At 67.2% G+C, this 22,041-nt stretch carries 19 protein-coding genes; 11 read left to right on the top strand and 8 right to left on the bottom strand.

Features of this window, described 5'->3' with window-relative positions; all coding sequences use genetic code 11:
• Positions 1-135: 135 nt before the first annotated feature.
• The 7 genes from glyS (at position 136) to ACOOHP_RS14985 (ending at position 9,186) form a co-directional block, all read left to right on the top strand.
• On the top strand, positions 136-2,211 hold the full coding sequence (gene glyS / locus ACOOHP_RS15015) for a glycine--tRNA ligase subunit beta (RefSeq protein WP_420467294.1): 2,076 nt from the start codon (positions 136-138) through the stop codon (positions 2,209-2,211).
• Positions 2,212-2,362: 151 nt separating this feature from the next.
• Positions 2,363-4,501 carry a VWA domain-containing protein gene (locus tag ACOOHP_RS15010; protein WP_420467293.1) on the top strand — a complete coding sequence of 713 codons (2,139 nt, stop codon included), beginning with the start codon at positions 2,363-2,365 and terminating at the stop codon, positions 4,499-4,501.
• Complete coding sequence (locus tag ACOOHP_RS15005) at positions 4,498-4,962, top strand: hypothetical protein (RefSeq protein ID WP_420467292.1); 465 nt, start codon at positions 4,498-4,500, stop codon at positions 4,960-4,962. Before ACOOHP_RS15010 ends, ACOOHP_RS15005 begins: the two co-directional genes overlap by 4 nt.
• 75 nt (positions 4,963-5,037) lie before the next feature.
• Positions 5,038-5,769 carry a VOC family protein gene (locus ACOOHP_RS15000; RefSeq protein WP_420467291.1) on the top strand — a complete coding sequence of 244 codons (732 nt, stop codon included), beginning with the start codon at positions 5,038-5,040 and terminating at the stop codon, positions 5,767-5,769.
• A gap of 41 nt (positions 5,770-5,810) precedes the next feature.
• A complete protein-coding gene (locus ACOOHP_RS14995) occupies positions 5,811-7,037 on the top strand; it encodes a hypothetical protein (RefSeq protein WP_420467290.1) in 1,227 nt (408 codons plus the stop codon).
• Positions 7,027-7,878, top strand: coding sequence for a hypothetical protein (locus tag ACOOHP_RS14990; protein ID WP_420467289.1), 852 nt, complete (start codon positions 7,027-7,029; stop codon positions 7,876-7,878). Before ACOOHP_RS14995 ends, ACOOHP_RS14990 begins: the two co-directional genes overlap by 11 nt.
• Before the next feature lie 306 nt (positions 7,879-8,184).
• Positions 8,185-9,186 (top strand): calcium/sodium antiporter, encoded by a 1,002-nt coding sequence (locus ACOOHP_RS14985; RefSeq protein WP_420467288.1) that lies wholly within the window; start codon positions 8,185-8,187, stop codon positions 9,184-9,186.
• A 51-nt stretch (positions 9,187-9,237) separates the two neighbouring features.
• Here the strand turns inward: ACOOHP_RS14985 and ACOOHP_RS14980 are convergent, their stop codons facing one another.
• Positions 9,238-11,223: a ligand-binding sensor domain-containing protein gene (locus ACOOHP_RS14980; protein ID WP_420467287.1), complete on the bottom strand. Its 1,986-nt coding sequence runs from the start codon at positions 11,221-11,223 to the stop codon at positions 9,238-9,240.
• A 119-nt stretch (positions 11,224-11,342) separates the two neighbouring features.
• On the opposite strand from ACOOHP_RS14980, the gene gmhB reads away from it, so the two are divergent.
• Entirely contained in the window at positions 11,343-11,876 is a 534-nt protein-coding gene (gene gmhB / locus ACOOHP_RS14975; RefSeq protein ID WP_420467286.1) for a D-glycero-beta-D-manno-heptose 1,7-bisphosphate 7-phosphatase, read from the top strand.
• Positions 11,877-11,880: 4 nt separating this feature from the next.
• Here gmhB and folB read toward each other — a convergent pair whose 3' ends face one another.
• Positions 11,881-12,258: a dihydroneopterin aldolase gene (gene folB / locus ACOOHP_RS14970; RefSeq protein WP_420467285.1), complete on the bottom strand. Its 378-nt coding sequence runs from the start codon at positions 12,256-12,258 to the stop codon at positions 11,881-11,883.
• A 184-nt stretch (positions 12,259-12,442) separates the two neighbouring features.
• On the opposite strand from folB, the gene ACOOHP_RS14965 reads away from it, so the two are divergent.
• Both ACOOHP_RS14965 and ACOOHP_RS14960 read left to right on the top strand, forming a co-directional pair.
• On the top strand, positions 12,443-13,222 hold the full coding sequence (locus ACOOHP_RS14965) for an inositol monophosphatase family protein (RefSeq protein WP_420467284.1): 780 nt from the start codon (positions 12,443-12,445) through the stop codon (positions 13,220-13,222).
• Between the two features lie 91 nt (positions 13,223-13,313).
• The gene (locus tag ACOOHP_RS14960; RefSeq protein ID WP_420467283.1) at positions 13,314-14,765 is read left to right on the top strand and encodes an aldehyde dehydrogenase family protein; all 1,452 of its coding nucleotides are present in this window, start codon (positions 13,314-13,316) and stop codon (positions 14,763-14,765) included.
• 63 nt (positions 14,766-14,828) lie between these two features.
• On the opposite strand, the gene ACOOHP_RS14955 is transcribed toward ACOOHP_RS14960, so the two are convergent.
• Positions 14,829-15,476 carry a TetR/AcrR family transcriptional regulator gene (locus ACOOHP_RS14955; protein WP_420467282.1) on the bottom strand — a complete coding sequence of 216 codons (648 nt, stop codon included), beginning with the start codon at positions 15,474-15,476 and terminating at the stop codon, positions 14,829-14,831.
• Positions 15,477-15,726: 250 nt separating this feature from the next.
• Between ACOOHP_RS14955 and ACOOHP_RS14950 the strand changes: the two genes are divergently transcribed.
• The gene (locus ACOOHP_RS14950; RefSeq protein ID WP_420467281.1) at positions 15,727-17,058 is read left to right on the top strand and encodes a S41 family peptidase; all 1,332 of its coding nucleotides are present in this window, start codon (positions 15,727-15,729) and stop codon (positions 17,056-17,058) included.
• Positions 17,059-17,076: 18 nt separating this feature from the next.
• Here ACOOHP_RS14950 and ubiB read toward each other — a convergent pair whose 3' ends face one another.
• The 5 genes from ubiB to mnmE form a co-directional block, all read right to left on the bottom strand.
• A complete protein-coding gene (gene ubiB / locus ACOOHP_RS14945) occupies positions 17,077-18,693 on the bottom strand; it encodes a ubiquinone biosynthesis regulatory protein kinase UbiB (RefSeq protein ID WP_420467280.1) in 1,617 nt (538 codons plus the stop codon).
• Between the two features lie 118 nt (positions 18,694-18,811).
• The gene (locus ACOOHP_RS14940; RefSeq protein WP_420467279.1) at positions 18,812-19,441 is read right to left on the bottom strand and encodes a ubiquinone biosynthesis accessory factor UbiJ; all 630 of its coding nucleotides are present in this window, start codon (positions 19,439-19,441) and stop codon (positions 18,812-18,814) included.
• Positions 19,442-19,466: 25 nt separating this feature from the next.
• A complete protein-coding gene (ubiE, locus tag ACOOHP_RS14935) occupies positions 19,467-20,231 on the bottom strand; it encodes a bifunctional demethylmenaquinone methyltransferase/2-methoxy-6-polyprenyl-1,4-benzoquinol methylase UbiE (protein WP_420467278.1) in 765 nt (254 codons plus the stop codon).
• Positions 20,228-20,659 carry a gamma-butyrobetaine hydroxylase-like domain-containing protein gene (locus ACOOHP_RS14930; RefSeq protein ID WP_420467277.1) on the bottom strand — a complete coding sequence of 144 codons (432 nt, stop codon included), beginning with the start codon at positions 20,657-20,659 and terminating at the stop codon, positions 20,228-20,230. The genes ubiE and ACOOHP_RS14930 overlap by 4 nt, the downstream gene beginning before the upstream one ends.
• A 19-nt stretch (positions 20,660-20,678) precedes the next feature.
• Complete coding sequence (mnmE, locus tag ACOOHP_RS14925) at positions 20,679-22,037, bottom strand: tRNA uridine-5-carboxymethylaminomethyl(34) synthesis GTPase MnmE (RefSeq protein WP_420467276.1); 1,359 nt, start codon at positions 22,035-22,037, stop codon at positions 20,679-20,681.
• Positions 22,038-22,041: the final 4 nt, after the last annotated feature.

Raw genomic sequence — 22,041 nt, 5'->3', positions numbered from 1 at the left:
GCAGGAAGGGCTGCGAGGCACTTCGAGCGCGCAGAGCAGTCCAATTCCGGGCAACGACGTTCGTCCAACGTGACGGCCGGCGAGTCGTTCAACGACAATGGCGGACTAAGAATCCCAAACGCCCACTGCTGAACCATGGCCGCCAGCCCGACCCGAGATCTCCTGCTGGAGATCGGCACCGAAGACCTGCCTGCCCGATTCGTCGTGCCCCTGGCCACCGCGCTGTCGCGCGGCCTTGCCGAAGGGCTGGGCAAGTGCGGCCTCGCCGCCGCCAGCGCGTCTATCTACGCCACCCCGCGACGCATCGCCTGCAGGCTTGCCGGGTTGGCCGAGGAGCAGCCCGAGCAGACGGTGGAGCGCCTGGGTCCGGCGCTGTCCGCGGCGCTGCGGGACGGTCAGCCGACGCCCGCTGCGCTGGGCTTCGCCAAATCCTGCGGCGTCAACTTCGACGCCCTCGGGCAGAAGGACGGCAAACTGTATTTCGCCCGCACCGCGCCGGGCCGGGCCACCGTTGCGCTACTGCCGGAAGTATTCGAGGAGACGCTCAAGCAGATGGACGAACTGGTGCCCAAGCGCATGCGCTGGGGTGCCGGCAGCGAAACCTTCGTGCGACCGGTGGAATGGCTGCTGTGTCTGTTTGGAACCGACGTGGTGCCGCTGCAGCGTTTTGGTTTGACCGCGGGCCGCGTCACCTATGGCCATCGTTTTCACGCACCGGCGGCCATCGAGCTGCCCGCGCCCGCGGCGTACGAACCCGCCTTGCGCGAGGCACAGGTGTGGGCGGACGTGGGCGCACGCAAGACGGAGATCCGTCGCCAGATCGAAGCCGCCGCCGCCGAGCTTCAGGGTCACGTGCGCATCACCGAGGATCTGCTGGACGAGGTGACCGCGTTGGTGGAGCTGCCGGTCGCAATCAGCGGCCGCTTCGAATCGCGCTTTCTGGAACTGCCGCCGGAAGTCATCGTGGCCACGGTGGAAACCAACCAGCGCTATTTCACCGTGTTTCGCGACGTGGCGATGACGCAACTCACCGAGCACTTCATCACCGTCTCCAACATCGCCTCGCGCGATGTGACGCAGGTGATCTCGGGCAATGAGCGCGTGGTGCGACCGCGGCTGAGCGACGCACTGTTTTTCTACGAGCAGGACTTGAAGCAGCCGCTGCCGGCCTACGTCGAGAAGCTCGACAGCGTGACCTTCCAGAAGGACCTGGGTTCCACCGGTGACAAGCTGCGCCGCGTCACCGCGCTGGCCGCTGAAATTGCGGGTGTGCTGGGCGAGGACGTCACGACGGTGTCGCGCGCCGCACAACTCTGCAAGGCCGATCTGGTCACCAAGGTGGTCTACGAGTTTCCGGAACTGCAGGGATTGATGGGCGGTTACTACGCCGCACGCTCGGGAGAATCAGAGGCAGTCGCGCAGGCGATCCGCGAACACTACCTGCCGACCCAGCAGGGCACGCCGATTCCGTCCACGCGCACGGGGCAGATCGTGGCGCTGGCGGACAAGCTCGATACCCTGGCCGGTATCTTCGCCATCGGCCAGAAGCCGACCGCGAGCAAGGATCCCTTCGCGCTGCGGCGTGCCGCGCTGGGCGTGTTGCGCATCTGCATCGAAGGCGGACTGGCGCTGGACCTGCGCCAACTTCTGCATTTCGCGCTGTCGCTGCAACCGGCCGGCCAGCGCGACGCGTCGGTGCTCGAGACGCTGCTCGAGTTCGTGATGGAGCGCCTGCGCGCCTGGGTCGTCGGTCAGCCGCAGCAGGGTCGCGCCATCGCGATCGAAACCTTCGAGTCGGTGCGGGCGCTGGCGATCACGCAGCCGCTGGACGTCCATCACCGCGTGCTGGCCGTGCATGGCTTTGTGCAGCACGCGGCAGCACCCAATCTGGCCGCCGCCAACAAGCGCATTCGCAACATCCTCAAGCAGGCCGGCTCGGTGACCGGCGGGATCGATCCGGCACGCTTCGAACATGCCGCGGAACCCGCCTTGTTCGATGCGATGAATGCGCTACCGCAGCTGGCCGGCAGCGGGCGCTACACCGAGCAGTTGGTGAATCTTGCCAGTCTGCGCGAGCCGGTGGACGCCTTCTTCGACGGCGTGATGGTCAACGCCGACGACGAAGCGGTGCGGGCCAATCGCCTGGCCCTGCTGGCGCGCCTGGACACGATGTGCCGCGAGGTGGCCGACCTGTCCTGCCTGCCGGGCTGAGCGCGACGTCATCCTTCGCATCGGTACGGCGATGAAGCTGCGCAGCCGGAAGTGCGCCCCGGCCCGAAGGTGCGGTGTCCTCATTCAGCGGTAGCGGCTCACAGCGCGCTGTGGTATCCCGTTGCCAAACCCCGAATCGGTGCACGGCGCGATGAAAGTATTGAAGGATCGGCCTGGTCTCGCGTCACGGGCCTGCGGCGCCCTTGCCGCCATCGCGCTGGCCGGACTTGCGGCACAAGCGGTATCCGCGGCGGAAGGTGCGCCCAAGGACAGCCTGCTGGTGCTCGACGCTTCCGGCTCGATGTGGGGCCAGATCGACGGCGTCAACAAGATCGTCATCGCCAAGGATGTCGTCGAGGCACTGACCTTCGAGCTTCCCGCGCAGCAACGTCTGGGCCTGGTCGCCTACGGCCATCGCCGCAAGTCGGACTGCAAGGACATCGAAACCCTGGCCGAGGTCGGCACCGACCGCGAGGCGCTGCGCCGGCAGATCCGCAGCCTGACGCCGCGCGGCATGACGCCGTTGTCGGCCGCGGTGCAGCATGCCGCTGACAAGCTGGACTACACGCGCCAGGCGGCAACCGTGATCCTGGTCTCCGACGGTGAGGAGACCTGCGACGCCGACCCTTGCGCGCTGGGCCGCACGCTCGAAGAGAACGGCCTGGACTTCACCGTGCACGTGATCGGCTTCGACGTCACCGTCGAGCAACGCAAGGGCCTGCAATGTCTGGCCGCGGAGACCGGCGGGCAGTTCCTTGCCGCGGACGATGCCGCGCAGCTCGCAGACGCGTTGAGCACGGTGGCGATCAGCACGCCGCCGCCGGAGCCGCCGCCGGCCGCGCCGGCCACGGTGGTGCTCAAAGCCACCATCCTTGACGGCGGACCGCTGATCCAGTCCAAGCTGGACTGGTCGATGACGCCGGCAGATCCCGCACCGCCGACGGATGCGGACGGCGCGTTCACGGGCTTCGAAGCCGGCGGCGTCGGCGTCGTCGAAACCGAGCTGCCCGAAGGCCGCTACCGGCTGCGCGCCACCTGGCACGGCTGGAAAGACGGCAATCCGAAGCAGGGCCAGCGCGAGGTGCAGGTCTCCGCCGGCAAGACCCATGTGTTCACGATCCCGGTGGATCTCGCGCTGCCGGTCAAGCTGGATGCCCCCGCCACGGCCCATGAAGGCGCGGTGATCAATGTTGGCTGGCATGGCCCGGATGACCTCAGCACGATGCTGCTGGTGACCGAACCCGACGCCGCGCCGGACGATGCGATCTTCTTCGTCTCGCCGAGCAAGGTGGCGGCCGCCGAACCGCTCAAGCGTGCGCCGCTGCAGATGCCGCCGCGCGCCGGTCGCTACGAACTGCGCTACACCCTGCGCCAACCGCAGGTAGTGCTGGCGCGCCAGGACATCGAGATCACGCCGCAGAATTTCACCTTGCAGGCGCCGGAGCGCGCCAGCATCGCCAGCCCCATCGACATCGTCTGGGACGGCCCGCTGAGCGAGCACGATCTCGTCACCATCGTGCCCGCCGGCGATACGCGGGACTTCGACAACGCGCGCTACAGCGCGCGCCTGGTCTCGGGCACGCCGGTGCAACTCACCACGCCGGGCGAGGCGGGCGACTATGAGATCCGCTACGTGATGGGCGCGGCCTACACCACGTATCCCGGCATGCAGTACGCGATCAAGGCCACGCGGCCGCTGCGGGTCGAGGACGTCAGCGCCAGCGTGTCGGGTCCTGCGACGGCCGAGGGCGGCGCCACCATTTCCGTGACCTGGACCGGGCCGGACGGCTGGGACGACGACTGGATCAGCGTGGTGCCTGCCGGGGAAGGCTTCAATCGCGACAGCTATGTGGCGCTCAAGCGCGGTGCCAACGCCGCGCCCGACAGCGAGCAGATCCGCGTACCGGCCATTGCCGGCGACTACGAGATCGCCTACCTGGTCAACCCGGGGCGCAAGGTGATCGCGCGCACACCGATCCGCATCGAGGCCTCTACCGCCCGCGTCGAGGCGCCGGCGACGATCAAGGCCGGGCAGGAGATTCCGGTGCGCTATCGCGGCGCCGGCTTCGCAGGGGATCGCGTGGTGATTGCGCCGGCCGATGCCCCCGACGGCAAGATGTGGGGCTACACCGTCAACCACGGGTTTGCGGCCAAGCCGGCGCGCGAGGCCGACGGCGAAGGCAAGATCCCCGCACGCCGCACCGCCGAACCCGGCCAGTACGAGCTGCGCTACGTCACCGGCCTGCAACACCAGGTGCTGGCGCGCACGCCGGTGGAGATCACGCCATGAAGATCGCCGCCGTGATGCTGAGCGCGCTGCTGCTCGCCGCCTGCGGCAAGCCCGCCGGCTCGCCCTGCAGCATCACTGGCAGCGGATTCACCTCCAGCCACGACTGCTCGACGAAGTGCCTGTCACGCTGGGCGGTGAACTGCCCCGACGGCAGCCGCGTCACGCCCGGCGTCTGTGCCGGCCGCGAGGGCTGCGAGCCGGGGTCCTGCCCCCAGGGTCAGGCTTGCTACGCCTTCGATGATCCGTTCGAGGACCGCAGCTACTGCCTGCCCGACAACGTCTGCGGCCAGACTTTGAGCGACGCGGATCGCCAGCGCTGGGAGCAGGATTCATTCACCGCCGCCGCAGCCATGCGCGCGCGTTACGACCGCAAGCGCGCCCAGCACAGTGGCGCGGTGACAGCACCGGGCGAGCCGCCGCACTCGCCGACCGACATCACCGCCGAAGAGCCTGCCCCATGAAGCTTTCTGGCCGCCGCACCGGTTCCGCGCAACGGCCACACGGGCTTGCCATGAACCGGCGGGCCGATCACCAGGGTGTCGGGCGGTGACACGCCAATGACGGTAGAAGCGGTGCATTTTCGCGTGCCGGCCAATGTCGCGGGTTCGCTGTCGCGCACCTACGTGGAAGCGCTGGGGATGCGGACGCTGGGCGCGCTGCGCTTCGGCTATGGCGAGACCGAACTGGTCTTCGCGGATGACGCGCCGGGACCACACGTCGCGGACGACGCCGACCTGTACTGGAAGATCGGGGTGACGGTGGCAGATCTGGACGCCGCCGTGGCGCAGGTGCGCCGCGCGGGCGTCGAGGTGTCATCGCCGTGGTCGCTGGCGGGCATCGGCTATCTGTGTCATCTGCGCGATCCCGCGGGATTGCAGATCGAACTGCTGCAGCGGCGATGGGAAGGGCACGCGGAGCCGAATGGCGAGCATGCCTTCGAGTCGGCGAGGCTGGCGCACGTCAGCCTGCGCGTCACCGCGGGCCATGCTGCGCGGACATGGTGGCGCGCGCTGGGGCTGTTCGAGCTCGATGCGATGGACCTGCCCGGGCGTGCATTCTCACTGTCGTTTCATGGCCCGGTCGCGGCGGTGGCGCCGGTCGGGCCGCTGCGCGCGCGGAGGGAGTGGCTTTGGTCCCGGCCCGAGACGCTGATCGAACTGCAGCACCGGCCGGGACCGGTGCGGGCGTCGCCCGGCACTGGCTTGACGGGTCTGGTGATCGACGGGTCGTGGGTGGGTGCCGAAACCTTGACGACTGCGGCCAACTGATGCGAACCCACGCGAGTCAGGGCCTGCAGCATGGTGTGCGCATGAGATACGCGCGCCGGTTGTTGCTGACGTCGGTCTTGGCGGTTCTCGCGCTTCCCGCAGGAAACGCGCTCCGGGCCGCGCAGGACTTCCACACCACGCCGGCCTACTGGGATGCCCCGCGCGTGTTTCACGCCGGCCCGCCTTCGGCAGAGTTTGCCAACCGCCTGCATCTGATTGAGGTGCCTCGCGCAGCGACGCCGGCCGGCGAGCTGATGGCTTCGCCCGACGGCGCCACGCGATTGTGGGCGCGCAATCCCGATACCACACAACCCGGCCCCTGGGGTGCGGCATTGATCGTCGACGCGCCGGGGGCTCCGCGCCGCAGCCTGCTGATCGAGGACGTCGGCGCGCCGATCGCGCCGCGCTGGCTCAACGAGCGCTTGATCTTTCTGCGCATCGCCTGGGGCCGCGCGGTGTTCAGCGACGTCATCCTCGACACCCGCAGCGGCACGCTGCGCTATCACGAACAGGCGCACGACGGACGCAATGCGTTCGATCAGTACCAGGCGATCTGTCGCGGCGCCTGCCCCTGTGATCCCGAGGCCGCGATGAACCCGGATGATCCTTCGCGCTTCAGCGTCGAGGCGCCACCACCGGCCGCACGTCCCGGCGCGCGGTCGATGATCGGCCTGCTGTTGTTGCCGAACATCTTCGGTCCGCCCGAGACCGGCGGCGTGATTCCAGCCGACGATCCGCAGCCGCTGGCCGTGTACGCCGCACCGGATCCCAAGGCCGAACCGGCACTGCGGCTTTCGGAACTGGCGCACTTCGAATATCGCGAATACACCTACGAAGGCGCCGCGGCCGTGGTCTACGAACAACGTCCCGGCTGGTACGCAATCAGCCTGCGCGAACAGTCGCTGACGCGCGGCTGGGTGCGAGCCGCCGACGCCGGCGAATTCCTGCCGCTGGCACGGCTGCTGCCGAATCGCCTGGCCTACCTCAACGCGCACTGGGACGGGCACCTGTGGTCGCAGCCGGCGGGTGGGCGGCGCACCGGGCAGGTCTCGCGCCTGGTCGAAGGCCACGCACCCGATGCCAGCGACGAGCACGCGGTCAACATTCTCGAGGCGCGCAGCATCGGCGACGGTATGTGGCTGCACGTCGAGACCCTGGAGCATTCGCCCTGCAATGGCGGCACGCCGAACGTGGTCGATCGCGGCTGGATTCCGGCCTACGCCGCCAGCGGTGAACTCGTCGCCGGGTATTACAGCCGTGGCTGCTGAGCGCGCCGCTTCGAGCGTGATCCTCGCGCTGCTGCTGGCGCTGTGCGCGGCGCCGGTCTGGGCCTGCCGCTGCGTGCCACAGTCGCTGGCTGAATACTTCGAGCGCGCCGACGTGGTGATGCAGGTACGCATCGACCACGTCGAGATCGTCGAGGACGGCGACGGCCGCACCCATCGACGCGCGCGGTTCACGCGGCTGCACGATTACAGGAATGGCGCCGGTGTCGACAGCCTGCGTACCGCCGTCGACGGCGCTGCCTGCGGGCTGGACCTGAAGCAGGGCGCGCGCTACTGGATCTTCGGGACGCTGGCGCCGGGCAGCACACAGGTGCGCAGCGGGTGGTGTGACGGCAGCCGACCCGCCGAACAGGACTTTACCGACGTCGCCGCCGACGCCGTGCACGCCGCGCTGCTCGAACGGCGTCACGCGCTGGACTGCCCGTCACCCGCACCGGCCGAGATCGCGGCCCGGCTGCAGCTCGCAACGGTGCCGCGTGCCGATGCGGCGATCACGGGGCCGCGCTCACCCAACGGTGCCTACGCGTTCACGCTGGAGAATCCGTCGCAGGTCCAGCGCCCGCCTCGCATCGCGAAACTGCTGATCGACCACGAGCGCGATCAACTGCTCGAACTGCGCCTGCACGGCGTCACCGCCGCGGCGAGCGCGCTGTGGGTCAACGAAAAGCTGTTGCTGGTGCGCGTGCCCTGGAGCCCTCACCTGCGCAGCGAAGTCCTGGTCGACGTCGAACGCGCCGCGATCCTGTCGGTGTACAGCGCCGCGCTCGATGACGTCGGCCGCGTGCAGCGCTGGCTGGATGCGGACTGTCGGGGAATCGAGTAGCCCGCGGACATCCTGTTCACGTCGTTGTCGGTCTTCGGCGATCCGCAATGGCGTTGAGGGTGGCCAGTGTGCTTTGGCGCGATCCGTCATATCGGGGCCGCGAAGCGGAATCCGGAATCCAGGTCCGAGGTCTGGTCAAGCCTCGGATTCCGGAAGCGTTCCCAGGCCTTGCGACTGGATTCCGGATTCGCCGCTGGAATCAACGCAGGCGCCCTTGATTGCCGTGCCCGGCCGGCCCCAATCCGCCACCCGGGAACCTCCGGGACCGGGCATCCTACGCGCCCGAATCCTTTTTCCTCGCCCGACATGCTGCCCGAGATTGCCGCCATCCTCGCCGGACTGGTTCTGCTGGTCTGGAGCGCCGACCGTTTCGTCGAGGGTGCCGCCGCCGCCTCGCGACACGCCGGCATGCCCTCCCTGCTGGTGGGGATGGTGATCGTGGGCTTCGGGACCTCGTCGCCGGAGATGGTGGTCTCGGCCATGGCAGCGCTCGACGGCAATCCGGGCCTGGCGCTGGGCAACGCGCTGGGTTCGAACATCGTCAATGTGGGTCTGGTGCTGGGTGTCACCGCGATGCTCGCGCCGATCGCGGTGCGCTCCGAGATCGTGCGGCGGGAGCTACCGCTGTTGCTGGTCATCGGCCTGTTCGCCGGCTGGCTGTTCCTGGACGGGGCGTTGACGCGGGTCGAGTCTGTCGCGCTGCTGGCGGGTTTTGTCGGCGTGGTCGGCTGGTCGATCCACACCGCGCTGCGCGGTCGCGCCGACGCCTTGGCTGACGAGATGGATGCCGAACTTGCCGTGCCGCGCATGCCGCTGGCACGCGCGATCTTCTGGCTGGTGGTCGGCCTGTTGTTGCTGATCGCCAGCTCGCGCCTGCTGGTCTGGGGGGCCGTCGGCGTCGCCGAGACTCTGGGCGTGAGCGACCTGGTCATCGGCCTGACGATCGTCGCCATCGGCACCTCGCTGCCGGAGCTGGCGGCGAGCATCCTGGCAGTACGCAAGCAGGAACACGACATCGCGCTGGGCAACGTCGTCGGCTCCAACATGTTCAACCTGCTCGCGGTGGTAGGCATCGCCGGCAGCATCGCGCCCATGGACGCGCTGCCGCCCGAACTGATGTGGCGTGACTGGCCGGTGCTCATGGCGCTGAACGTGGTGCTGCTGGTGATGGCCTACGGCTTCCGTGGTCAGGGGCGCATCAATCGCGCCGAGGGGGCACTGCTGCTGATGGCATTCGCGACCTACAACGCGGTGCTGGTGCGCTCGGTGATGGTCACCGCCGCCACCGCCAGCGGGGCTACGGGCTGAGGCCTTTTGCGGAGCGGCCCGCGGCCGCCGTCGCACCGCGGCACCACCGTCTCAGCGCATCAGCCGCTCGCGGTCATAGATCGCCACGCGGCCATCGCTGGCCTGCAGCCAAACGCGGTCTTGCGCATCGTGCCCCACCGCCACCAGGCGATCGGCAAACAATCCATCGCGGGTGTTGCGATTGCCGAAGCCAATGCCCGACTGCCAGGTCACGCCGGCACCCCAGTAGGCATGGGTCATCCACAGCCGACCGTCGGCGTCGGCGCTGACCGAGTGGACGAAATTGCTGGGCATTCCGAGGTTGTAGCGGTCGAAGCTGCGGATGTCGTCCGGCGCATTGACCAGGCTCAGACCCGCGTTGGTGGCCACGGCGATGCGGCCATCGTCTAGCACCCGCAGGTCGTTGGCCGTCCGCGAGGCCAGATCGTTGAACATTCCGCGATACGGCAACTGGGTCAGCGAGCGCCCGCGTTTCCTTGGAACGATGGCCTCCCAGCGCTTGCCGTCGAAGCGGTGCAGCCCGGCCTTGGCAGGCGCGCCGCCGCGAGCCGCGCGCGGGTAGCTGGCCACCCAGAGGTGGCCGGTGGCATCGCCGTCGATGGCCTGGATCGGGTTGGCGGCCAGGCCGGCCTCACGCCCGTGCGCCCGCCAGCCGTCTGCCTGCTGTTCGAACACGCCGAGATGACGGCTGCCGAGCCACCAGCGACCGGTGTGGTCCCGGTACAGCGCGGTGACCATGCTGTCCGCCAAGCCGGGCGGTAGCGCCAGCGTGCGCACCTGTCCGGTGTCATGTAGCCACACGCCGTCATTCCTGACCGTGCCCCAGATGCCCGCCGCTGCGCGATAACCCGGCGCGGCCGGACAGACCTGGCGGCGATCAAAGAACACCGTCCTGTCGATGCCGCCCCCTTCGCGCGCAATCTGCCCGGATTCAGACGGCCCGCCCAGCGCCTGCGTCGACGCTGCGCAGGCGTCAGCATGAATCTGCACGCCATCGTCGATGACCGGCCGCTGCCGCGTCTGCGCCAGCGTGCGCACCCGCGCAGCCTCGACGCGGTAGGCACCCCTGCCGTAGATCGCCAGCCACAGTGCGCCCTCGGCGTCGATGGCCAGATCCGAGACGCTGTCGTCCGGCAGGCCGTCGGTGTAGCCCAGCAGGCGCCAGCCATCGTCGGTCGGCACCGCAACGCCGGACTGCCAGGTCGCGACCCACAGCCGCCCTTCGGCATCGCGCGAGAACCCGCGCACGCCTTCGCCGGCCAGCAGACGCGTGCGCACACTGCCGTCGGGCTCGAGCACCACCACGCCGGTGCGGGTGCCGACCAGCAGTGCACCGTCGGGCTCGGGGGTCAGGGCGGTGATCGCGCCGTCGTCCTCGCCGGCCTGCCAGCGCGGCTCGAGCCTGCCGTCCAGGTAGCCGAACACCGCGCGGTCGCTGGCCACTACCAGCGTGCCGGCGGCGTCGGTCGCCAGTGCGCGCACGCGCAAGCTGCCGTCGTCCAGCCGCTGCAGGCGATCCTCGTCCGGCACGTGCCGCCACAGGCCGTCGCCGCCGACATAGACCTCGGCATTGACCACGGCGATGTCGTGAATGCGCCCGGTCGGCGCCATCTCGCGCGTTGAGATCAGGCGGATGTCTTCGTCGCCGTCGGTGCGTAGCACGGTGCCGTGCCAGCCGCCGATCCACAGCACACCGTCCGCTGTCACCTCGGCGGTGTTGAAGGCGCCGAAGTCTGCGCCGGTCTGCTGGCGGACCCGGTGCAGGCTCATCACCGGCGTGCGCCGGCCGTCGGCCGCGGCAACGCGCAGCACCGAATACTTGCTGGTGACCCACAGGTCGCCGTTCGCCGCCGTGTCGATCTCCATCGCTTCGGAAGACACGCCGTCGATGCTGCGCATCGCCCACCACAACTGCGCGCGCTGCAGCCAGATCGAGGCGTAAGCACCGGGCTGGTCGAAATAGCGCGGGAACAGCCAGGCGCCGGCGAGGATCGCCAGCAACGCCACCAGCAGCAGCGGCGACGGTCGATTCTTCATGCGTTTCCCCCGGCCCCGGCGGTCGCTGACGGCCGCGCAGGTTCAAGTTGCTAGCATAGCTTCGACGAATCCGGTGCGGTTCCCTGCGGCCGGGCTTCGGATACCAGGGAGAGCGGAAGGTGAAGCTGGTGATTCTGGACCGGGATGGCGTGATCAACGAAGACTCCGACGACTACATCAAGTCGGCGGACGAGTGGGTGCCGGTGCCGGGATCGGTGGAGGCCATCGCGCGCCTGTCGCAGGCCGGCTGCAAGGTCTTCGTGGCCTCCAACCAGGCCGGGATCGGCCGCGGCTTGTTCGATTACGACGCCTTCGCCGGCATCCAGTCACGCATGCTACAGAAGGTCACCGAACTCGGCGGCCAGATCTGCGCCACCGTGTTTGCGCCCGAACACCCGGACCACGCCACTGAAATGCGCAAGCCCAATCCCGGCATGCTGCGCGACATCGCCCGTCGCATGCAGATGAGCCTGGACGACGTGCCCTTCGTCGGTGATAGCTGGTCGGACATCCAGGCGGCCCGCGCGGCCGGGGCGAGCCCGGTGCTGGTGCGCACCGGCAAGGGGCGCCTCACCGAATCGGCCGGGCATGACCTGACCGGCGTGCCGGTGTACGACGATCTTGCCGCATTCGTTTCCGACTGTTTGCGTTGAGCGATCAGTGCGCGCCGCAGGCTGCGTAGTCTTCGCGGCGGCGATCAATCTCCACCCCAACGCCCTTGACATCGGCGATCGCGCCGGGCTTGTCGATGCTCAGGCGCAGCGACAGGATGGCAAAGCGCTCGAACAGCGTGCGCGCAATCGTTTCCGCCAGCGTTTCCAGCAATTGCGGTTTAAGTGTGATGGCAATCTCGCGCACGGTGTCGCTGACCGCGGCGTAGTCCACCGCGTCGCGCACATGATCACTGCTGGCAGCCTGACGTGTGTCCAGACCCAGCTCGAGGTCGAACACCAGCGGGCGTTGCAGGGTTCGCTCCCAGTCGTAGATCCCGATGATGGTGTCGATGCGCAGACTGCGGATGAAGATCTTGTCCATAAGGCGTCGGTCTCTCGTGGCGCGTCCGGGGTCCCTGGTCCGCGAGGCGGGAATGGGCCGCCGCTCGCTAAGGCGTGTAGGCTGGGATGAGGTCGGCCACCTGCCTGCATGACCGCCGCTGATTGTAGGTGCTGGCGGCACGGCACTACGATGCCGAACCGTTTTCTCCGCCAACCATCAATCGATGTCCAACAGTCCTTTCCTGCAAGCCGCCATGGACGCTGCCGATGCGGCCGGCGAGATCATCCGCAATGCCTATCGCGGCGCATTCAATGTTTCGATCAAGGCGGACGCCAGCCCGGTCACGGAAGTGGATGTGGCCGCTGAACAGGCGATCCGTTCATTGCTGACCGCCCGTTTTCCCGATCACGGGTTTTACGGCGAGGAAACCGGCCGCGCGGCGATGGAGGCCGACTACCTGTGGCTGGTGGACCCCATCGACGGCACCAAGTCCTTCGTCCGCGGCTATCCGATGTTCTCGGTGCAGATTGCGCTGATGCATCGCGGTGAATTGATCCTGGGCGTCTCCAGCGCGCCATGCTGGAACGGCGGCAACGGCGAGCGGGCCTGGGCCGAGCATGGCGGCGGCGCATTTCTGGACGGTCAACCGCTGCGCGTTGCCCAAACCAGCGCCCTGGCAAAAACCACGTTGTCGACCGGCAACCTCGCCAGTCTGGCGCAGTCGCCGGCGTGGTCGAATCTGGGTGCGCTGATACCGCAATTGCAGCGCATCCGCGGTTACGGCGATTTCCTGCACTACCACCTGCTGGCCAGCGGCAAGCTCGACGCGGTGATCGAATCCGACGTGAATATTCTGGATATCGCCGCGCTCACCGTGATCGTGCGCGAAGCCGGCGGCACCTTCACCGACCTGCGCGGGCAGCAGGTGGGCCTGGATACGACCAGCGTGCTGGCGACGGTCCCGGCGCTGCACCGACCGCTTCTGGAGACGATCGCTTACTGACGCCGCAGCCATACGGTCAGTCTCGGGGCCGGGCGTATACTCGCCATTAAAACGGTCGTTCAACTCGACCGATGAGGAACAAGGAGAGCCCATGAATACCGCCGTTTCCTACCTGCCCACCGCCCTGAATTCCGGCAGCGCCAATGAGGCCGAAATCCGCAAGGTGTTCGAGCGCCAGCGTGATACCGCTATCCGTCTGCGCACCTCGACGCGCCAGGAACGCCTGGTCAAGATCACGCGCCTGCGGGATGCCGTGCTGGCACATCGTCAGGCGATTCGCGACGCCGCCTTCCAGGACTTCCGCAAGCCGCCGGCTGAGGTCGATCTGACCGAAGTCATGCCCATCGTGATGGAAGCCAACGATGCACGCCGGCATCTGGGCAAATGGATGAAGCCCAAGGGCGTGTGGCCGACGCAGATGATGTTCGGCACCAAGGGTTATGTGCAGTACGAGCCCAAGGGCCGCACCTTGATTATCTCGCCGTGGAACTACCCGGTGAACCTGACGTTCGGCCCGCTGGTCTCCGCCATCGCCGCGGGCAACACCTCCATCCTCAAACCGTCGGAGATGACGCCGCATCTGTCTGCGGTGATGGTCAAGATCGTGCGCGAGATTTTCTCCGAAGACGAGGTCGCGATCTTCGAAGGCGAGGCAGATGTCTCCACCCTGTTGCTGTCGCTGCCGTTCGATCACATCTTCTTCACCGGTTCGCCAGCGATCGGCAAGGTGGTGATGGCGGCGGCGGCCAAGCATCTGACCAGTGTCACCCTGGAGCTCGGCGGCAAGAGTCCGACCATCGTCGATGAGTCAGCCGACCTCAAGCTCGCCGCCCAGACCATCGCCTGGGGCAAGTACACCAACAACGGCCAGACCTGCATCGCGCCCGATCACGTCTACGTGCATGCTGCGGTCAAGGACGAGTTTGTGCGGCTGGTGAAGGAGTACATCGCCAAGGCTTATGGGGAGGGCGGCGCGGCGCAGCAGTCGCCGGCACTGGCGCGGGTGGTCAACCTGCGCCACACCCAGCGGATCAACGCGCTGCTGCAGGATGCCAAAGCCAAGGGCGCCAAGGTGCTCAGCGGCGATGCGGTGGACGAAAAGGACTGCTTCATCGCGCCGACCCTGCTCACCGACATCCCGCGTGATGCACGCATCATGCAGGAAGAGATTTTCGGGCCCTTGCTGCCCATCATCTCCTTCAGCAACCTCGACCAGGTGATCGGCGAGATCAACGCCATGGAAAAGCCGTTGGCGCTCTACGTTTGGAGCCGCAACCAGCGCAACATCGAAGCGGTGATGCAACGCACCTCGTCCGGCGGCGCGTGCATCAACCACGCCGTGGTGCACTTCCTGCACGGCAACCTGCCGTTTGGCGGGGTCAACAATTCCGGAATCGGCAGCGCGCATGGCGAGTACGGCTTCAAGGCCTTCTCGCACGAACGCGCGGTGGTGCGTACGCGCGTCCTGCTCGCGCGCATGTTCTTCCTGCCGCACAAGTCGTGGACGCAGAAGATCATCGATCTGATGATGAAGCTGGTCTGATCGCCGGCGCTCGAAAAAGGCGCGGCGCCTTGCGGGGGCCGCGCTTTTTCGTGTCCGCCAGCCTCAGCTGCCAGTTCTGCGCAACGGCACCACGCTGGGATGCTGCACGACACCTGCGGCGCCGGGCACCTCGGCGGGGATCAAGGTGCGAATCAGAAAACGCAGGTAGTCGTTGAAATCCTGGCCTGGCGGCAGCGCGTCCGGATTGTCGCGGCGCATGCGCACGGTGCCGATGAAGGTGGAGTACGCCAGGGTGGCCCAGTTGCGCGCCGACACTGCGTCCAGTCCGAGGCCGCGGTAGCAGGTTTCGATGTAGTGCCGCCAGGCTTCGGCAACCCGCAGCACGCTGGCGCGGGCAACCGCGTGCTTGGAGCCGGACAGTGCGAGCAGAATGCGCTCGGATCGCTGGTCGGTGTTGGCCGCGGAGCGGAACAGGGTGTGGATGCGTTCGCGCGGATGCGGCTGCTGTTCGGCGCGCGCAATCATCTCCACCGTTTCGTGGTGCTCCCAGACTTCCAGTGCCCGTGCCACCAGCGCATCGCGATTCGGGTAGTGCCAGTAGAAACTGCCCTTGGTCACGCTCAGGCGGCGCGCCAGCGGCTCGACAGCCACCGCCTCGATTCCACCGCCGGCAATGACGTCCAGCGCGGCTTCTGCCCAATCGGTCGCGGAAAGGCTCTGCCGGTGCGCAGGCGAAGGAATGTTCGACATCGCGGGAACTCGCATGGGGATCGCTTGATCCGACCCGATCACGGTACGGCCACGTATGGAGCAAGTCGTTAGCGGCGATGACGCAGGGGCGTGTCGCCCCGGTGATCCTCCGGCGAAATCGCCCTACATCCGCACTGGTCGCGGGTATCGCGAACCCCGTTGCCCATAAAAGGTCAGTAAAGGTCTGTGTTATCGTCAATTTCGACGCTTTATTCCCGCTTTGCTCGGCGGCACCGGAGTCCGCAGCGCCATGTCCCATCGTTTTCGCACTTCTCTGGCGCTCGCCGCCGGTGTCCTTATCGGCGTCGGTATCACGCTGACCGATGGCGTTTTCGCCAACAAGGACAAGTCCACAGAACCTCTGCCGCTGAAGGACTTGCAGGTGTTTGTGGAGATCCTCAATCGCATCAAGAGCGACTACGTGGAGCCGATCGAGGACAAGGTGCTGCTGGAGAACGCCGTGCGCGGCATGCTCACGGGACTGGATCCGCATTCGGCCTATCTGGACGCCGAGGAGTTCAAGGAGATGAACATCTCCACGTCCGGCAAATTCGGCGGCCTGGGCATCGAAGTGCAGCTGCAGAACGGCTTCGTGCGCGTGGTGTCGCCCATCGACGACACCCCCGCCGCGCGCGCCGGTATCCAGCCAGGCGATCTAATCATCAAGATCGACGACACGCCCACCAAGGGCCTGAGCCTGAGCGATGCGGTCAAGAAGATGCGTGGCGATGCCGGCAGCAAGATCGAGCTGACGGTGGTGCGCGAGGGCGAAACCGCGCCGCTGGTGGTGTCGATGGAGCGCGCAATCATCAATGTCGCCAGCGTACGCGGGCGCATGCTGGAGCCGGGGATGGCCTATCTGCGCGTGTCCAGCTTCACCACCGAGACCGGCGCCTCGCTGGACAAGGAACTCAAGAAGCTCAAGAAGGAATCCGACGGCAAGATCAAGGGCTTGGTGCTGGACCTGCGCAACAACCCCGGCGGCGTTCTCGACGCCGCGGTGAGGGTGAGCGACGTCTTCATGGAGAAAGGCACCATCGTCAGCATCAAGGGCCGCGAGCAGGACTCCCGCCGCGAGTTCAGCGCCACGCCGGGCGACGAATTGTCGGGGCGACCGATCGTGGTGATGATCAACGGGGGTTCGGCCTCGGCCTCGGAGATCGTCGCCGGCGCGCTGCAGGACCAGAAGCGTGCGGTGGTGCTGGGCGAAAAGAGCTTCGGCAAGGGTTCGGTACAGACGATCATGCCGCTGCAGACCGAATCCGCGATCAAGCTCACAACGGCGCGCTACTACACCCCCTCAGGCCGCTCGATCCAGGGTGACGGCATCGTGCCCGACATCGCCGTGCGCCCGCTCAAGGTGGCCAAGTCCGAAGAGGGCGATGTGTTCGAACCGCTCACGGAAGCCGCTCTGGCCGGGAGTCTCGCCAACGAAAACGGCCCTACCGACGAAGAAGCCGAAGCGGCGCGCAAGAGGCTACTCGAAGAAGAGACCAAGCTGGCCGAGTCGGATTACTCGCTCTACCAGGCTTTGAATCTGCTCAAAGGTCTGAGCATTGTGAGCACCGCTCCGGGCGGATGATCGCAGCGCGACCCGGGGTCAGCCCCTGGGTTCGCGCAACCCCGACCAGGCCAGCCAGGCACCAAGCGCGCCCAGGATCCAGCTTGGCCAGGGCAGGTCCAGCCAGCGCCCGACGCCGGCCGCGGCGGACACTGCGACGACGGCGGCGCCGAGCAGGCAGGCGGCACCCAGCGTCGCGCGCATCTGGCGCTGGCTGTTGCGGCGCATCTCGGCCTTCAGCGGGTCCAGCGAGCGCACTCCCAGGCCCAGGCCTTCGCCGCGCTCCAGCCGCTTGATCGCCTGGTTGGCCAGTTCCGGCAGCATCTCGGCCACGTGAGGGCCCTCGCGCCGGACGCGGGCCAGCATGGCGCCGGGACCGAGTCGGTTCTTCATCCAGTCTTCCATGATCGGCTTGGCGGTCTTCCACAAATCCAGCTCGGGATAGAGCTGGCGCCCCAGCCCTTCGACCTGCAGCAAGGTCTTTTGCAGCAGCACCAGCTGCGGCTGCACCTGGTACTTGAATCGTCGCGCGATCTGGAACAGGCGCAGCAGGAAGAAGCCGAAGGAAATGTCCTTGATGGGTTTGCCGAAGATCGGCTCGCACACGGTGCGGATGGCGGACTCGAATTCCTCCACGCGGGTGCCGGCCGGAATCCACTCGCTCTCCACATGCAATTCGGCCACGCGCCGATAGTCGCGGTTGAAGAAAGCCAGGAAATTTTCCGCCAGGTAGCGCTGGTCCTGCGGCGTCAACGTGCCGACGATGCCGAAATCCACGGCCAGGTAAGCGGGGACTGCGGGATTGGCCGCATCCACGAAAATGTTCCCAGGGTGCATGTCCGCATGGAAGAAATTGTCGCGGAACACCTGCTTGAAGAAGATCTCGACGCCGCGTTCGGCCAGTACCTGAAAGCTCACGCCCATCTCGCGCAGACGTTCCAGCTCGCGGATGGAAATGCCGTAGATGCGCTCCATCACCAGTACGTCGGCGCGGGTGTAATCGAAGAACACCAGCGGGTGATAGATCAGCGGGCTGCCCAGCCAGTTGCGGCGCAGCAGCGCGCAATTGGCGCCTTCGCGCATCAGGTCCATCTCGTCGATCAGTGACTTGGCGTACTCCTCCACCACGGCCCTGGGCTGGATGCGCCGGCCCTCCGGGTGCAGGGTCTCGGCAAGCGCGGCAAGTGCACGCAGCACTTCGATGTCCTTGCGGATCGCGGCTTCCGCACCCGGGCGCAGCACCTTGACCACCACCGCAAAGCCGGGATCGTCCGGCGCCTGCGGTTTGAGTCTTGCCGTGTGCACCTGGGCCACCGAGGCCGACGCCAGCGGCACTTCGTCAAATTCGTTGAACAGCTGGTCGACAGGCTTGCCCAGCGAGGTCTCGACAATGCGCCGCGCGTCGTCACCCGGAAACGGCGGCACCCGGTCCTGCAGCTTGGCCAGTTCCAGCGCCAGCTCCGGCGGCAGGATGTCCGGTCGCGTCGACAGCGCCTGGCCAAACTTGATGAACACCGGCCCCAGCTCTTCCAGTGCTAGCCGCAGACGCACTTCGCGCGGCTGATCACCGCGCGGCCGGCCGTCGACGAATTCACGCAGGCCATAACGCTGCACCACGCGCCAGATGACCCACAGCCGCGCGCTGCGTCCGAACATCAATAGAGGTCTCGGGAAACGGGTCCACCATCCTTCTCCCGAATGGCGGGTGGGCGGGCGCGGAAGGCGATGCCCCGCGCACGGGTCGTGACCGGCTGAGCAATCAATTGCATGGCCGTCAGTCGGGCTTGCCAGCGCTGTTCGCGGCGGCTTCGAGGCGCCGCAGCCGGGCTTCCAGCCGATCCAGGGATTCGCGGGTCCGATCGACTTCGTCCATCCAGCCATCGACGTCGCGGCCGCGGGCAAGATCGTAGGTCTCCTCGCGCAAGTACTCGGCGCTGTGGTCGGCAAAGCGGCGGGTATTCTCCCGGCTCCATCCGAACAGTCTGCGCAGGCCGCCCAGCACGCGATGTGCGGCAGCGCCGCCCAATAGCGGGGCCAGCCACTCTTCCGGGTCGAAGCCGACACGCCGCACCATGGCGCGGAAGCGGTTCAGCAGTTCGGCGTCGCCCTCAAGCTGCAAACCGGCGGGCAAGCCGGCATCCGCCGAGCCGAGCTGGCGCAGCGCGGCCAGCAGCGCACCGGCACTGCCGCTGACGCGCACATCCGGTGTCGTGGCCGCTTCGGGCATCACGCGCACGCCGGCGGGCATGAACTCCAGGCACAAGCCCACGCCGGCTGTCGGCAACATGAATTCGATGCTACGACCGTCCAGCGCGGCGCATTCTTCCAGCACCGCCGGTTCCAGCCGAAGATAACGGTTGAGCGCGACTTCGGCCGCGCCGCAGAACAATGCCGGCGCGCTCACCAGGCCGCCTCGAAGATTCCGGTATTCACGGGTCCAGACGAAATCCGCGATGCACCGCAACGATGCCACCGGTGAGGTTGTAGACCTGCGCGCGCGCAAAGCCGACGCTCTCCATCATGCCCTTGAGCGTGCCCTGATCCGGATGCATGCGGATGGACTCGGCCAGATAGCGGTAGCTGTCCTCGTCGTTGGCCACCAGCTTGCCCATCAGGGGCAGCAGCTTGAACGAGTATTGGTCGTAGATCCGCGACAGGCCCGGCACTACCGGTTTGGAGAATTCCAGCACCAGCAGGCGACCACCGGGCTTGAGCGCGCGATACATCGAACGCAACGCGGCGTCCTTGTCGGTGACGTTGCGCAGCCCGAAGCCGATGGTGATGCAATCGAAACTGCCTTCGGCAAACGGCAGGCATTCGGCATTGGCCTGCACGATGGGCAGATTGACCACGCCCTTGTCGGCCAGCCGACGACGACCTTCGCCGAGCATCGCCGCATTGATGTCGGACAGCACCACCAGCCCGCGCGGCCCGACCTGCCGCGAAAACTCCCGCGACAGGTCTCCGGTACCGCCCGCGACATCCAGCACCTTTTCACCGGCGCGCACACCGGCGAGGTCGATCACGAAGCGCTTCCACAACCGGTGCACGCCCAGCGACATGAGGTCGTTCATCACGTCGTACTTGGATGCGACCGAATCGAATACGCCGGCCACGCGGCGACGCTTGTCCTCCATCGGGACCTGCTGGAAACCGAAGTGCGTGGTGGTGCCGGGTTTGCGCGCGTCGCTCACGAATTCGAGCCTGGTTTCTGCGGGGGTCTGGGCGGCGTGTATTTCCGCGGCGTCAGTGCCGCGAGTGTAACCACCTCGCTATCGCGGGACATGCCCATCTTGGCCAGCCGTCTTTCGTACTCGGCCCAGTAACGCGAATGGTTGCGACCCAGATCGTCGAGCACGTCCCAGGAGAACAGACCGGTGTCGTGGCCGTCGTCGAACACCAGCTTCACCGCGTAGCGACCGACCGGCTGCACCGCGGTGATAGCGACGGGGCGCTTGCCGCCAACCAGGACCGGCTTGCCATGGCCCTGCACCTCGGCCGAAGGGCTGTGCACGCGCAGATACTCGGCCGGCAATCGATATCGGGTACCGTCGGCGTAGCCGATCTCCAGCTCGCGGGAGCGCTTGTGCAGCACGATGTCGATGGGGCGAGGAGCGTTCATCGCTGCATTGTGAGCGCGTCTACTTTCCGATGCAGAACCTGGAGAACACGGCACCGAGCATGTCGTCGGTCGTCACCCGGCCGGTAATCTCGCCCAAGGCCTCGTGCGCCAGGCGAAGCTCCTCGGCGGCGAGTTCGACCTGCGTGCCGGCGGCCAGTACGGACCTTGTCTCGGTCAGGTGCGCTTGCGCGCGCCGCAGCGCATCGAGATGACGCCCGCGTGCGCTGAACGTGCCTTCGACCTGGCCTTGCACGCCGGCAAGCCGGCGGATGGTCTCACGCAGGCCGTCCAGGCCGGCACCGGTCACGGCCGACAGTCGCAAAGCTTCGACGCCGGCGCGTTCCGAAACACCAGCGGCCCGACCGCTGGCATCGATTTTGTTGAACACGATCAGCCGGTCGATCTCATCCGGGATCTGCCGGAACAGCGACTGGTCCCGATCGGTCCAACCGATCTGGTCGTCGACCAGGAACAACACCAGCTCGGCTTGTCGCAGGGCGACCCAGGCGCGGCGGATGCCCTCGGCCTCCACCTGATCTTCGGTGTCGCGCAGGCCCGCGGTATCGACTACGGTGACCGGCAGGTCGTCGATCAGCAGATGCTCGCGCAGCACGTCGCGCGTGGTGCCAGGCCGGCTGCTGACGATGGCGGCCTCGGTGCCGGCCAGCGCGTTGAGCAGGGTCGATTTACCGACATTGGGCTGGCCGACGATGGCGAGGTGGATGCCATCGCGAAGCCGGCGCCCCTGGGCGGCACGACCGAGCAAGTCCTCGAACGCGAGCGCGGCTTGCTGCAAGCGCGTGTCGAGTTGGGCGTCGGCCAGCCAGTCGATGTCTTCGTCGGAGAAGTCCAGCGCCCCCTCCACATAAACCCTCAGTTCCAGCAGGGTTTGCGCAAGGTCCTGCACGCTTCGCGAAAACACGCCCTCCAGCGAACGATGCGCCGCCTGTACCGCGGCGCGGCTGGCGGCATCGATGAGGTCGGCGACCGCCTCGGCCTGGGCCAGATCGAGGCGATCATTGAGAAAGGCGCGTTCGGAAAATTCCCCAGCCCGCGCCGGGCGTGCGCCAAGTTCGCAGGCCGCCTGCAGCAGCAGGTTCAGAACGACCGGACCACCGTGACCCTGCAGCTCGACCACGTCCTCGCCGGTGTAGGAATGCGGACCGGGAAACCGCAGTACCAGGCCGCGATCCACTGCTGTGCCGGTTGTATCGCGGAACACGCGCAGCCGCGCCTGTCGGGGCGCGACCTCCGGGCCGGTCATGCGGTCGGCAATGTCGAATGCACGCGGGCCGGACAGGCGCAGGATGCCAATGGCGCCGCGACCGGCTGCGGTGGCGATCGCGGCGATGGTGTCGACGCGGCGATCGGCGCTCACGGCT

The organism is Panacagrimonas sp. (assembly GCF_965216805.1).
Lineage (GTDB): Bacteria > Pseudomonadota > Gammaproteobacteria > Nevskiales > Nevskiaceae > Panacagrimonas.
Note: the sequence above shows the minus strand (reverse complement) of the source record. Positions and strands in the feature narration are given on the sequence as shown.

Coding starts and splice junctions, on each gene's coding strand:
- glyS (WP_420467294.1), top strand. CDS start 136: ATGGCCGCCAGCCCGACCCGAGATCTCCTGCTGGAGATCGGCACCGAA.
- ACOOHP_RS15010 (WP_420467293.1), top strand. CDS start 2,363: ATGAAAGTATTGAAGGATCGGCCTGGTCTCGCGTCACGGGCCTGCGGC.
- ACOOHP_RS15005 (WP_420467292.1), top strand. CDS start 4,498: ATGAAGATCGCCGCCGTGATGCTGAGCGCGCTGCTGCTCGCCGCCTGC.
- ACOOHP_RS14995 (WP_420467290.1), top strand. CDS start 5,811: ATGAGATACGCGCGCCGGTTGTTGCTGACGTCGGTCTTGGCGGTTCTC.
- ACOOHP_RS14985 (WP_420467288.1), top strand. CDS start 8,185: ATGCTGCCCGAGATTGCCGCCATCCTCGCCGGACTGGTTCTGCTGGTC.
- ACOOHP_RS14980 (WP_420467287.1), bottom strand. CDS start 11,223: ATGAAGAATCGACCGTCGCCGCTGCTGCTGGTGGCGTTGCTGGCGATC.
- folB (WP_420467285.1), bottom strand. CDS start 12,258: ATGGACAAGATCTTCATCCGCAGTCTGCGCATCGACACCATCATCGGG.
- ACOOHP_RS14965 (WP_420467284.1), top strand. CDS start 12,443: ATGTCCAACAGTCCTTTCCTGCAAGCCGCCATGGACGCTGCCGATGCG.
- ACOOHP_RS14960 (WP_420467283.1), top strand. CDS start 13,314: ATGAATACCGCCGTTTCCTACCTGCCCACCGCCCTGAATTCCGGCAGC.
- ACOOHP_RS14955 (WP_420467282.1), bottom strand. CDS start 15,476: ATGTCGAACATTCCTTCGCCTGCGCACCGGCAGAGCCTTTCCGCGACC.
- ACOOHP_RS14950 (WP_420467281.1), top strand. CDS start 15,727: ATGTCCCATCGTTTTCGCACTTCTCTGGCGCTCGCCGCCGGTGTCCTT.
- ubiB (WP_420467280.1), bottom strand. CDS start 18,693: ATGTTCGGACGCAGCGCGCGGCTGTGGGTCATCTGGCGCGTGGTGCAG.
- ACOOHP_RS14930 (WP_420467277.1), bottom strand. CDS start 20,659: ATGAACGCTCCTCGCCCCATCGACATCGTGCTGCACAAGCGCTCCCGC.